General features: G+C 71.9%; 11 protein-coding genes. 5 read left to right on the top strand and 6 right to left on the bottom strand.

Annotation, left to right across the window (positions count from 1 at the left end; genetic code table 11):
* The first annotated feature begins 40 nt into the window (after positions 1–40).
* Positions 41–760 (top strand): TetR/AcrR family transcriptional regulator, encoded by a 720-nt coding sequence (locus ACGFW6_RS09395; protein WP_393506984.1) that lies wholly within the window; start codon positions 41–43, stop codon positions 758–760.
* Positions 761–839: 79 nt separating this feature from the next.
* Here ACGFW6_RS09395 and ACGFW6_RS09390 read toward each other — a convergent pair whose 3' ends face one another.
* On the bottom strand, positions 840–1,748 hold the full coding sequence (locus ACGFW6_RS09390) for a LysR family transcriptional regulator ArgP (RefSeq protein WP_393506353.1): 909 nt from the start codon (positions 1,746–1,748) through the stop codon (positions 840–842).
* A gap of 66 nt (positions 1,749–1,814) precedes the next feature.
* Between ACGFW6_RS09390 and ACGFW6_RS09385 the strand changes: the two genes are divergently transcribed.
* Positions 1,815–2,429 carry a LysE/ArgO family amino acid transporter gene (locus ACGFW6_RS09385; protein WP_393506351.1) on the top strand — a complete coding sequence of 205 codons (615 nt, stop codon included), beginning with the start codon at positions 1,815–1,817 and terminating at the stop codon, positions 2,427–2,429.
* A gap of 225 nt (positions 2,430–2,654) precedes the next feature.
* Positions 2,655–3,953, top strand: coding sequence for an MFS transporter (locus tag ACGFW6_RS09380; protein ID WP_393506349.1), 1,299 nt, complete (start codon positions 2,655–2,657; stop codon positions 3,951–3,953).
* Positions 3,954–3,956: 3 nt separating this feature from the next.
* On the opposite strand, the gene ACGFW6_RS09375 is transcribed toward ACGFW6_RS09380, so the two are convergent.
* From ACGFW6_RS09375 to ACGFW6_RS09360, 4 genes are all read right to left on the bottom strand, one after another.
* A complete protein-coding gene (locus tag ACGFW6_RS09375; RefSeq protein WP_393506347.1) occupies positions 3,957–4,412 on the bottom strand; it encodes a cyclic nucleotide-binding domain-containing protein in 456 nt (151 codons plus the stop codon).
* Between the two features lie 324 nt (positions 4,413–4,736).
* Positions 4,737–4,958 carry a hypothetical protein gene (locus ACGFW6_RS09370; RefSeq protein ID WP_393506345.1) on the bottom strand — a complete coding sequence of 74 codons (222 nt, stop codon included), beginning with the start codon at positions 4,956–4,958 and terminating at the stop codon, positions 4,737–4,739.
* Positions 4,959–5,009: 51 nt separating this feature from the next.
* Entirely contained in the window at positions 5,010–7,253 is a 2,244-nt protein-coding gene (locus tag ACGFW6_RS09365) for an FUSC family protein (protein WP_393506343.1), read from the bottom strand.
* A gap of 68 nt (positions 7,254–7,321) precedes the next feature.
* Positions 7,322–8,719 carry an NAD(P)/FAD-dependent oxidoreductase gene (locus tag ACGFW6_RS09360; RefSeq protein WP_393506341.1) on the bottom strand — a complete coding sequence of 466 codons (1,398 nt, stop codon included), beginning with the start codon at positions 8,717–8,719 and terminating at the stop codon, positions 7,322–7,324.
* A 318-nt stretch (positions 8,720–9,037) separates the two neighbouring features.
* Here ACGFW6_RS09360 and ACGFW6_RS09355 point away from each other — a divergent pair, with 318 nt between their 5' ends.
* Both ACGFW6_RS09355 and ACGFW6_RS09350 read left to right on the top strand, forming a co-directional pair.
* Positions 9,038–9,640, top strand: coding sequence for a hypothetical protein (locus ACGFW6_RS09355; RefSeq protein ID WP_393506339.1), 603 nt, complete (start codon positions 9,038–9,040; stop codon positions 9,638–9,640).
* A gap of 10 nt (positions 9,641–9,650) precedes the next feature.
* On the top strand, positions 9,651–10,202 hold the full coding sequence (locus ACGFW6_RS09350; protein ID WP_393506337.1) for a hypothetical protein: 552 nt from the start codon (positions 9,651–9,653) through the stop codon (positions 10,200–10,202).
* Between the two features lie 6 nt (positions 10,203–10,208).
* On the opposite strand, the gene ACGFW6_RS09345 is transcribed toward ACGFW6_RS09350, so the two are convergent.
* Positions 10,209–12,113 (bottom strand): AMP-dependent synthetase/ligase, encoded by a 1,905-nt coding sequence (locus ACGFW6_RS09345; protein ID WP_393506335.1) that lies wholly within the window; start codon positions 12,111–12,113, stop codon positions 10,209–10,211.
* Positions 12,114–12,152 lie beyond the last annotated feature (39 nt).

Genomic DNA, 12,152 nt, shown 5'->3' with positions numbered 1-12,152 from the left:
GCGAGCGTTCGGCGTGAGCGGCACCAGGACGGAGAGCATCGTGCCCAAACCGGTCGTCCCGGAGGAGAAGCGGCGCCGTAGGCGTCCCACGAAGAGCGGCACCGTGCTGTCCGAGCGGCTGATCGTCGAGACGGCGCTGCGGATGCTGAGCGAGCACGGCAGCGCCGGTCTCACCGCCCGCCGCCTCGGTCTGGCCCTGGACGCCGATCCGAGCACCCTGTACCGCTACTTCCGGGGCATGGACGAGCTGACCCTGGCCATCGGCGACGCGCTGATCGGCCGGGCGCTCGAGGGCTGGACGCCGACGGGGGAGTGGCGCGAGGACCTGCGCGCCGTCGGGCTGCGCATCCACGCCGCCTATGTCGACCATCCGCAGGCCGCGGTGCTGACGACCAGCCGGGTCACCGGGCGCGCGAACGAACTCGCCGCCGACGAGACGGTGCTGGACGTCCTGCGCACCGCGGGGTTCCCGCTGCCGGACACCGTGCGCATCTACCACGCGTTCATCGACCAGACCCTGGCGTTCGCCGCGCTGGATGCCGCGTCCCTGGCCCTGCCCAGTGCGGCGCTGCGCGCGGACGAGGAGATGTGGCGCTCGACCTACGCGCGGTTGCCGCGGGCCACGCATCCCCGGATCGCCGAGGCGGCGCCCCTCCTGGCCGGCCGGATGGTGACCAGTGCCTATCCGACGGCGCTGGGCATGCTCCTGACCAGCGCGGCCGCCGAGCTGGAGGCCCTGGAGTGCCGGGACAGGTCGTAGTCCGGCGGCGCCGTGGTGGCCGGCCGCGCCCGCGCGGCGGAGCCGCACAATCGATACTGCCCCGCGCCCCTTCGGGGCGCTAGGGACGCAGTGTCCGGGAGGCCGCTGCCGTCACCGCCTCCGTCACCGCCGCAAGCGCCGGCGAGTCCAGCTTCCACTGCTGCCAGTACAGCGGGACGTCGACCGGACGGTCCGGGGCGAGCTGCACCAGGCGGCCGTCCGCCAGGAGCGCCTGCGCCTGCGTCTCGGGAATCAGGCCCCAGCCCAGTCCGGCGACCACGGACGCCAGGAAGCCCTCCGAGGTGGGGACGTGATGCCGTACGTCACTCGCGCCCGTACGGGAGTGCAGCAGTCTGCGGACGAACGCGTCCTGGAGGTCGTCACTGCGGTCGAAGGCCATCACCGGCGCCCGCACGAGCGCCTCCCGCAGGGAGCCACCGAGGTGCCGCTCGGCGAACTCCGGGCTCGCCGCGGCCAGATACCGCATTCGGCCCAGGGGACGCACGGAGCACCCCGCCACGGCGTCCGGCGACGACGTCACCGCGGCCATCACCAGACCCTCCCGCAGCAGCGTCGCCGTCCGGCTCTCGTCCTCCCGGCGCAGCTCGAAGCAGAGCCGCGGCTCCTGCGGCACGCGCGTGAGCACCTGAAGGAACCAGGTCGCCAGCGAGTCGGCGTTGACCGCGACCGACACCCGTGTCGCCTCCGAGGTGCCGCTCAGCCCCAGCTCGGCCCGCGCGTCGCGCTCCAGCCGGGCCAGCTGACGGGCGAACCGGACCACGACCTCCCCGGACTCCGTCGGCCGCACCGGCTTCGTGCGCACCAGCAGGACCCGCCCCGTGCGCTGCTCCAGCGCCTTCACCCGCTGGCTCACCGCCGACGGCGTCACATGCAGCGCCGCGGCGGCCGCGTCGAAGGTGCCCTCGTCCACGACCGCGAGCAGCGTCCGCACTTGGTCCAGGGGAAGCTCGGTCAGCTCTGACTTCACGACAGCTAAGGATACGTAAGAATCTTTAGCTGTACGTCAAGAGATCATCTCCTTAGCGTGAAGGGCATGACAAACGCCTTGACCACCGCGGCCGCCGGATTCGGCACCGGCCTCTCCCTGATCGTCGCCATCGGCGCCCAGAACGCCTTCGTGCTGCGCCAGGGGATCCGCCGCGACGCCGTCCTCGCCGTCGTCGGCATCTGCGCCCTGTCCGACGCGCTCCTCATCACCCTGGGCGTGGCCGGTGTCGGTGCGGTGGTCGTGGCCTGGCCGGGCGTGCTGACGGCGGTCGCCTGGGTCGGCGGCGTGTTCCTGCTCTGCTACGGCGTGCTCGCCGCCCGCCGGGTCTTCAAGCCCGGCGGCGCGCTGGTGACCGAGGGCGACGTGGCGGGGTCCCGGCGGCGGGCGGTGCTGACCTGCCTCGCCATGACCTGGCTCAACCCGCACGTCTACCTCGACACCGTGTTCCTGCTCGGCACGGTCGCCGCCGACCGGGGCCCGCTGCGCTGGACGTTCGGACTCGGTGCCGCCGTCGCGAGCCTGGTCTGGTTCGCCGCGCTCGGCTTCGGCGCGCGGCTGCTGAGCCGCCACCTCGCCAAGCCCGTGGCCTGGCGGGTCCTGGACGGCCTGGTCGCCGCGACGATGCTCGCCCTCGGCGTGAGCCTCATCGCGGGTGCCTGACGTCCCCGGCCCGCAGGCGGCGCCGGACCGCGCGCCCGCATCGGCCACCGGCGTCCGACCGCCCCGCCACGGTCTGCGTGGGGTACAGGCGTGCGGGCACACCCCGACCCCGTCGGTGATCCCCCCGCCTGTCCGGAAACCGAGACCGGCATCCCACATGCTTGACCACCGGTGCCATAGTGATCCCTGGTTCGCGATAGGTGTAACGAGCAACCAGGGACGTCCGTGGACACGAGTGAGAGCAGTACCGAAGAGCAGCCGGCGACCCCGGAGGCGGACAGAGCCGCCCGGCGCGGCTGGCGCCGCTGGGCGATGGACACCCGCCCGCTGCGCCGCCCGGCCTTCCGCCGGCTGTGGTCCTCGACCATCGTCACGGCCGTCGGCAGCCAGCTCACCGCCGTCGCCGTGCCCAAGCAGATCTACGACATCACCGGCTCCTCGGCGTGGGTCGGCGCCGCGAGCCTCGCCGGACTGCTGCCGCTGGTGGTGTTCGCGCTGTGGGGCGGCGCCGTCGCCGACAGCGTGGACCGCCGCAAACTGCTCCTCGTCACCAACACCGGCATAGCCGTCACCTCGCTGCTGTTCTGGCTCCAGGCCGTCACCGGCATGGAGTCGGTGGCCGCGCTGATGGTGCTCCTCGCCGTGCAGCAGGCGTTCTGGGGGATCAACTCCCCGGCCCGCAACGCCTCCATCGCCCGCCTGGTGCCGGCCGACGAACTGCCCGCAGCCAACGCCCTCGGCTCGACCGTCATGCAGACCGGCCAGGTCATGGGGCCGCTGCTGGCCGGTGTGCTCATCCCCGTGATCGGCCTGGCCGAGCTGTACCTCATCGATGCGCTGGCCCTGTGCGTGACCGTGTGGGCGGTCGCCAAGCTGCCCGCGCTGCCGCCCGTGAAGGCGGCCGCCGAACGTCGCGCGGGCGTACGGGAGATCGTGGCGGGCTTCCGCTACATCGCCCTGCACCGGGTGCTGTTGCTGTCCTTCCTGGCCGACATCATCGCGATGGTCTTCGGCATGCCCCGCGCCCTCTTCCCTCAACTCGCGGGTCAGACCTACGGATCGTACGGCGAAGGGCTCGCCCTCGGACTGCTGTTCGCGGCGATCCCGATCGGCGCGGTGGTCGGCGGGCTGTTCTCCGGCACCTTCTCCCGGGCCCGCCGGCACGGCTGGATGGTGATCGGCGCGGTCGTCGCCTGGGGCGCGGCCATCACCGCCTTCGGACTCAGCGGCAGTCTGTGGCTCGCGGTGGTGTTCCTGGCCCTCGCCGGCGTCGCCGACATGGTCTCGATGGTCTTTCGCGGGGCGATCCTGCTGTCCGCCGCCAGCGACGAGATGCGCGGCCGGATGCAGGGTGTGTTCACGGTCGTCGTCGCGGGCGGGCCGCGCCTGGCCGACGTCCTGCACGGCACGGCCGGCTCGGCCTTCGGCCCCCGCACGGCGACCGTCGGCGGCGGCCTGCTGGTCGTCGTCCTGATGCTGGGCCTGGCCGCCGCGCTGCCCGCCCTGCGGCGCTACCGCGTCTGAGGCTCAGAGCACGCTGCGCCGGTGGTGCCCGTACTGCTCCATCAGCTTGCCGCGGGTCATCTCCAGCCGGTGCGCGAGGATTTCGGCGACATACCGCACCAGCAGCATCCCGAGGTGGGTGTCCTCCTCGCACAGCCGCAGCACCGCGTCCGCCTCGAACTCGTAGGCACGCACCGGGCTGAACGCCTCCGCACCGAAGTCCCATTGGTACGGAGGGAACAGCCAGGACCAGCCGAGCAGGTCACCGGCGCCGAGGCTCGCGACGGTGACGCGCTGGAGGGAGGTCACGCGCTGGTCGAGGGAGACGGCGCCCGAGCGGATGACCCAGAAACGGTCGGCCGTGCCGCCCGCCTCGAAGATCCGGGCGTCCTCCGGGAAGGCGACCTCCCGGGCGAGCGACATCAGGCGCTGGCGCTGAGGCGGCGGAAGGGCGGTGAGCAGTTTGATCGCTTTGGTCATGACACGGGGCTCCTCGCCGAGGACTGAGGTTCCGGTGCTTCCCTGCGTCCATTTCAGCCCGTGCCGCCGCGCTGAGCACCTCGGCGGAGAGCGGTTTCGGCCGGGATTCCCGGAGCGGCACGAGGAAGGCACGGGAGAGCCCTCGCGGAGGGCATGAAAAAGCCCTGGCTGGACGGGGGAAGCCAGCCAGGGCCGTATGCGGTGGTGCATGGGGGATGTGTTCGATCCACCCCGTGACCACGTATGGATGAACCGTAAACCATCTCGGTGGATTCCGCGTAACCGAGAGCGGGTCACGTGACCTGTTTCACTCGGGCCCCGGTTTCAGCCCTGTCCGGCGTGCCTGCCGGGCGTCAGGATCTCGTCCAGCACCATGATCACCGTCTCGTACGCCAGCGTCCGTACGGCGGCGTCGCGGGCCCCCTCGGGGTCCGTCGACCTGAGCTGCTCGCTCCGCATCCGCCAGGAACGCTCCTCCTGCCGGGCACTGGCCCGGGCTCGTTGCATCCGTCGCAGCAGTTCGTCTGAGTCCACGACTTCGGTCATGACAACCGCCTACCCACGAATCGCCCCGATGTGCGGTCCCGTTCCGCACGGTCATCCCTCGGATGCCTTCACGGGTACCCCCAGGGGGCGGGCCAGACCGGTCACGCCCTCGTCGAGGCGCTGCAGATGCCGCAGGACACGGTCGGTGATCCGGCCGTAGCGCGGGACGCCGGGGGTGGTCGGCCCGAGCAGCGAGGCGATGCTCGGGCCGGTCTCGATCTCGGCGGTGGAGTGCTCGTCGCCGACGTGGGCGCCGATCGCCGCCAGGTTGTGCTCGATGCGCCCGGCGGCCCGCCGCAGCCGGGGGTCGGCCGCGATCGACGGGTGAGTGGGCAGCAGCTCGGCGGTCGCGGCCAGCGCACGGGCGTGAAACGCGCACGTCTCCAGCAGCGCGACGACATAGCGCGCGGTCTCGCGGCGGGCCCGCAGCGGCGTGACCGGATGCGTGAGCGGCTTGGTCGCGGCCCGCAGGTCGGCCAGCGCCTGGTCGAGCTCGCGCGCCTCGTCGAGCAGTTCCTTGGGCGGTTCGCCGCTGAGCTGGTCGACGGCGCTGCGGGTGACGTCGCCGAGCCGCTCCAGCACAGTCGCGAGCAGCTCGTTCGTCCGGCGGTCCGTCTGCACCGGCAGCACGAACGCCGCCGCGATCACTCCGCAGGCCGCGCCGAGCGCCGTCTCCTCGATGCGCAGCACCAGCACCGACAGGCTGTAGGTGTGCAGCAGGGTGTAGAGCAGGCCCAGCGCCGCGGTGACGAAGAAGGACACCGCCGTGTACGACAGCGGCGCCGAGTAGAACATCGCGAACACGAACAGCAGCACCAGCGCGAACGCCGTCCACGTGTTGTGCCCGACCGCGCCGGCCAGCACGATGCCGGCCAGGACACCGAGGACGGTGCCCAGCAGCCGGCGGTAGCCCTTGACCAGGATCTCGCCCGTGGACGCGGTGTTGAGGAACACGATCCAGCAGGTCAGCACCGCCCAGTACCAGCGGTCCTGGGACAGCAGCTCACCGCCGACGATGGCCAGCGTCGAGCCCACGGCGACCTGGACCGCCGCACGCGTGGTGGGCCGCCGCAGCCCGGTCGCCTCCTGGGCGGGAGTCTCCTCCTCGGCGTCGAGCACCGCGTCCTCGGCGTCCAGCTCCTCGCGCGAACGGGCGGTCGCGGGGCTGTCGTCCGACTCGTCCCGAGCCCCGCCGAGCGCGATCCGCAGCCCGAGCACGGCACGGGCGGCCTCACCGACGGCCCGGAACACGTCCTGCACGGCCGGTGACGCGACCGGCAGGTTCTCCTCGTCGCGGTAGCCGAGCAGCCGGTTGCGCAGATGCGCCACCGAGGTACCGGCGGCCTCTTCGACGGGTCGCAGCACGAGCACCCGCAGCGCCTCCATGTCCCGGCGCAGCTTCTCGGTCGCCTCGTCCCGCACGGGCTGGCGCCCGCCCGACGGGACGGGCGCGCCCGGCAGATGCATGGCCAGCGTGTCCACCCGCTCGGCGCCGCGTGCCCGCAGCAGCGACAGCCCCAGCCGCTCGGCGGCGATCTCGGCGTCCGCGACACGGCGCTGGACGAGCCCGGCCATCCGCTCGTCGGAGGTCCCGCCCTCCAGCCGGCCCTGGATCAGCAGTGCCGTCTCGTGCAGCCGGGCGGTGCCCTCGCGCACCTGCTCCAGGGCCCGGTCGGCCTCCCCCGGACCGGCGTCCAGCAGACCGAGCTGGGCGGACAGCAGCTGCGCCAGGCGGACGCGGAACGCCTCGCGCAGCCGCTGGAGCACCCCGGTCGGGGTCTCCGGCACCAGCACGAACCGCACCAGCGCACCGCATCCGAACGCCACGGCGACCGCGCGGAACAGCTCCGGCAGCTCACCGATGGTGGCGCCGACGAACAGGGACATGAAGTAGATCTGGAAGCCGATCAGCCCCAGCGCGGTGCCCCGGTCCCCGAACCGGCGGCCGTACACCGCACAGAAGATCAGCGCGACGAAGACGAGGTCGCCGGCCACCACCCTGTGGTGCAGGGCCGCCGCCAACGTCATCGACGCCAGCGCCACCGGCAGGCCCAGCGCGAGCGTGACCGCCTGCTGCCCGCGCTGCTTCTCCCGGATGGCGAAGGTCGACACCATCGCCGCGAGCGCGCCCGCCACCAGATGGGTCACGTCGGTGCCCAGCAGCGCGAGCACGGCGACGGCGAGCGCGATCGAGCCCGCCGTGCGCAGCCCGGCCGTCAGCCTCAGCAGACCCGGGTCCGAGGCCGCGGCACGGTCGCGCAGCCGTGTCCGGGCCGGCCCTCCCGCTGCCCTCACGCCGCCGTACTCACTCCCGCTCTCTTTCCGATCACACCGTGCACCGCGTTCGGGACGGCACCGTCACCTCACCCCGCCGTCCCTTCGGCCGCCCCGGCCGCGCCCTTCCCTGCGCCGACCTGAGCCCGGATCTGCTCCGGCGTCAGGTATGCGTGGACGAACTCGAAGTCCTTGAGCTTGGCGGGGGTGCGGGACTGGAATCCGGTCCGCACGAAGTCGTCCCCCGCGACGGCGTTGAGCAGCCAGTTGGTCATGACGCGGGTCTTGGCGACATTGGTGCGCAGTGCCGACCAGTGGTACCCGCGGGCCACGGCCATCGCCGGCAGCCCCTTGAGTTCCACGCCGAGGGGCTTGGAGACGGCGTCGCGGCCGCCGAGGTCCACGACCAGCCCGAGGTCCTTGTGCCGGTACGGCCGCAGCGGCTGGTCGCGCAGCGCCGCGATGACGTTGTCCGCGACGACCTTGCCCTGGCGCATCGCGTGCTGGGCGGTGGGCGGGCAGACGGCGCCCTCCTCGTCCTTGGCCACGTCGGGCACCGCGGCGGCGTCGCCGAGCGCGAACACGCCGTCGTGCCCGGGCAGGTTCATCTCGGCGGTGACCGCGAGCCGGCCGCGGACGGTCTCCGCGCCCAGCGTGCCGATCAGCGGGCTGGCGACGACGCCGGCGGTCCAGATCAGCGTGCGGGTGGGAATCACCCGGCCGTCCGTGAAGGTGACCTCCTCGGGGCCGGCCTTCGCGATGGACACCCCAAGGGAGATCTCGACGCCGCGCTTGCGCAGGATCTCCTGGGCGTCGGTGCCGAGCTTCTCGCCCAGTTCGGGCATCAGCCGCGGGGCGATGTCGATGAGATGCCACTTGATGAGTTTCGGATCGAGCCGCGGATAGCGCTTGACCGCGTTGTGGGTCAGCATCTGCAGGCACGCGGCGGTCTCGGTGCCGGCGTACCCGCCGCCGACCACCACGAACTGCAGCCGCGCCGCCCGCTCGTCCGGGTCCTGGCTGGCGTCGGCGAGGTCCAGCTGCGAGATGACGTGGTCGCGCAGGTACGCGGCCTCGGCGAGCGTCTTCATGCCGTAGGCGTTGTCGGTCAGTCCCGGGATGTCGAAGGTCCGGGTGATGCTGCCGGGGGCCAGCACGATGTAGTCGTACGGCTCGTTCAGGAGCTTGTCGGTGATGGTGCGGATGACGCAGACCTTGGACGCGAGGTCCACGCCGATGGCGCCGCCCGGAATGATCCGGGTGCGGTACCTGCGGCTGCGGCGCAGGGACACGGCGATCGACTGCGGGGTCAGGACGCCGGAGGCGACCTGGGGCAGCAGCGGCAGGTAGAGCTGGTAGGAAGACGGTGTCACCAAAGTGATCTCGGCTTCGTCCGGGGAGAGTTTGCGTTCCAGGCGGCGAACGCATCCGACTCCGGCGAAGCCTGCGCCAACCACCAGGATCCTGGGTCGTGTCACGGTGATCATCCCTTCTGCGGCTCCAGGCGGTCTGCCTCGACGACGTTCGCCTGCCCCTGGATCGCGGCTTCGCACGCCTCGATCCCACCGCGCCACCGGTCGTTCCGCCAGCCGGGTGCGGCAGGCAGATGAACCCGTCGTGAGCCACCCTGCCCCAACCGGCCCGGGGGCACACCGGTTCGGAAGTGAAAGACGTGTCCGCGCGATCTCTTGACGAGTCATTGGTCCGAACCTAACTTCCGTAATGCCCATCCATATAAGGGACCGCAGTTCACATACATGACCAAGTGGAGTGCGGTTCACCCCCCACGTCCGACAGGAGGCAGGATGCGCCCGACCTTGCGCACCCTCACCGTCAGCACGGCGCTGTGCGCCGCTTCCCTGCTCGCCGCACCGCACGCGTTCGCCGAAGTCGAGCCCGGGGGCTGGCAGTCGGTGTCACCCACCTTCACCGAGCAGGAACGGGGCTGCGGCCAGATCGACGGCCTGACGTTCCGGCTCACCTGCTCCACCGCCAGCGGTGACCAACGGGCTGAACGACGCTATGCCACCTACACGGGCGGAACGCGCCAGTTCGAGGGCTACTTCCGCATCACCAGCCTCAGCGGCACCCGGATCAGCCTCAAGCAGACCTTCCACGAGTCCGGATCCGGCCCGTACTTCATGCTCGCCGTCGAGCGCGGCGGCAGGCTCTACGCGGTGCACGGCGGCACCACCCTCTCCAACGCCGGCGCCGTCGGCGCGACCGTCCGCGTCAACACCGTCCACCAGGTCGGCTCCGAGCACCGCACCTACATCAACGGCTCCCTGAAGCACACCTACGCCAGCCCCGGCGGCAGCTTCTACGACAAGTTCGGCGCGTACCGCACCAACAGCGGCAACGGGACGGCCACCGTGGAGTGGAGCAACGTCCGCTTCTGGCGCAAGTAGCGGCCGCCGGATGCGAGGAAAGGCGCGTATCGCGGCGTCGGCAGCGCTGATCCTGGCGCTGCCGGCCTGCTCCGTCGGCACCGGACAGCCGCTGCGGGGCGCCCTCACCACCCCCACCGACATCGACCTGACCTGGCGGGACGAGCGGCCCGGGATCGCGGGCCACGTCCTGGAGTTCGCGACCGACGAGGACGGCCCGTACACGGTCCTGCAGTACCTCGCGCCCCAGGTGACCCGCTACCGCCACCCCGACCTGATGCCCCACACCACCTTCCACTACCGGCTGACCTCCTACCGGGGCCCCACCGCCCGGCCGCACCTGACCCGGCGCGCCGACGGCATCCGCCTCACCTGGACCGACGACTCCCCGGCGGAGGACGGCTACCTCCTGGAGATCCGCAAGAAGGACAGCAAGCGCTACGACCCCGTCGCCGTCCTGAACCCCGACACCGAGGCCACCGACTTCGTCCCGCTGCCCGAGGAACGGGACGCCACCTACCGCGTCCGCGCCTTCGTCCTCGGGGAGCGGTCGAACGTCGTGCGGCTGACGACGGGCGACTAGCCGCGCTCAGCCGAACACGTTGTCCGTGTCGTCCCAGTGCGCGAACTCGTCCGCCAGCTGTTCCCGCGGCGCGCGCGAGCGAGCCTGGTACATCGCGTCGATCTGCAGCGCGTAGTGCCGCACGATCGCGTCCCGCCGCAGCTTCATCGACGGCGTCAGCAGACCGCTGGCCACGTCGAACGGCTCCGCCAGCACCCGGAACACCCGGATCGACTCCGGCCGCGACACCGCGCTGTTGGCGGCGGCCACGGCCCGGGCGACCTCCTCGCGCAGCGCGTTCTCCTCGCGTGCCTCCCGGATCCGGGCGTCGCTGCGCACGGCGAGGGACTCGCGCCAGTAGGCCAGGAAGTCGGGGTCCAGGGTGATCAGGGCCCCGACGCAGGGCCGGTTGTCGCCCACGACCACCGCCTGGTGGACCAGCGGATGCATCCTCAGCCGCTGTTCCAGGAGCGCCGGCGAGACGCTCTTGCCGCTGCTCGTGACGACGACGTCCTTCTTGCGCCCCGTGATCGTCAGATAGCCGTCGGAGTCCAGCCGCCCCAGATCGCCGGTGGCCAGCCAGCCGCCGCGCAGCGCGGCCCGTGTCGAGGCGTCGTCATTGACATAGCCCTGGAACACCGACGGCCCGCGCACCAGGATCTCCCCGTCGTCGGCCACCCGGATGTCGACGCCCGGGAGCGCCTGCCCCACCGTCCCCGACATCTCGCGGCCCAGCGGCTGGGCCGTGACACCGCCGCTGGTCTCGGTGAGCCCGTACCCGTCGTTCACGTAGATCCCGACACCCTCGTAGAAGAGGGAGAGCTCACGGTTCAGGGAGGAGCCGCCGGACGTCCCGAGCATGACCCTGCCGCCGAGGGCGGTGCGGAACTTGCGGTACACCGTCCGCTCGTACAGGGCGTGTTGCAGCCGCAGGTCGAAACCGGGACCGGGGCCGCCGCCCAGCCGCTGCCGTTCCAGGGCCGCCGCGAAGTCCCGCGCGGTGTCCGCGGCCCGCTCGAACAGGGCACCCCGGCCCGCCTGCTGGGCGACCCGCAGGGCGTTCTTGTAGATCTTCTCGAAGATCGACGGCACGCCGCAGAAATAGGTGGGCCGGAAGCTGCGCAGGGCGGTCGACAGCGCTTCCTCGCGCAGGTCGGGCTCGTGCCCCATCAGCATCCCGCCGCGGATGCACAGGGTCTGGACCAGCAGACCGTACACATGGGAGAAGGGCAGGAAGGCGAGGACGGACGCCTGTCCGCCCGGTGGCACCACCTTGTGGCCCCAGCCCGCGAGCAGCGTGTCGCAGGTCGCCGCCAGATTGCGGTGACTGAGCGCGCAGCCCAGCGGCCGCCCGGTCGTGCCGGACGTGTAGGCGACGGCACAGGTGGAGTCCGGCAGCACGATGCGGCGCAGCGAGTCGACCGTGGTGAGCGGGACGTACTCACCGCGCTCCACGAGCTGCGCGAGCCCTCCCGCGTCCAGCTGCCAGACGTGCCGCAGCCGCGGCAGCGATCCGCACACCGAGCCGACGGTCATGACGGCCTGCTCGTCCTCGACCACCACGCCCACGCACTCGGCGTCCCGCAGAATCCACTCGACCTGGTCGCGCGACGCCGTCGGATAGATCGGGACGACCTCGGCGCCCACCGTCCACAGCGCGTAGCTGAGCACCGTCCACTCGTAGCGGGTGCGCGCCATGATGGCGACGCGGTGCCCCGGTGAGATACCGGACGCGACCAGCCCCTTGGCCAGGTCGGCCACTTCGTCACGCAGTTCCACGGCGGTCACCTCCTCCCACGTCGTGGCGGAGGGGCCGGGACGGCGCGCGAGCATCGGCAACATGGGGTTGACGGCCGCCGACTCGAAGAGGCTGTCGGCGAGCCCGCCGGTCAGAGGCGTGACGCTGGGGGGAGCGAGGCCGAGGTCGCGCATGTGCACTGCTCCAGATGTGTACCGGGTGTGACGTCACCG

The organism is Streptomyces sp. Y7 (assembly GCF_043195415.1).
In the GTDB taxonomy this organism is placed as follows: Bacteria; Actinomycetota; Actinomycetes; order Streptomycetales; family Streptomycetaceae; genus Streptomyces.
Note: the sequence above shows the minus strand (reverse complement) of the source record. Positions and strands in the feature narration are given on the sequence as shown.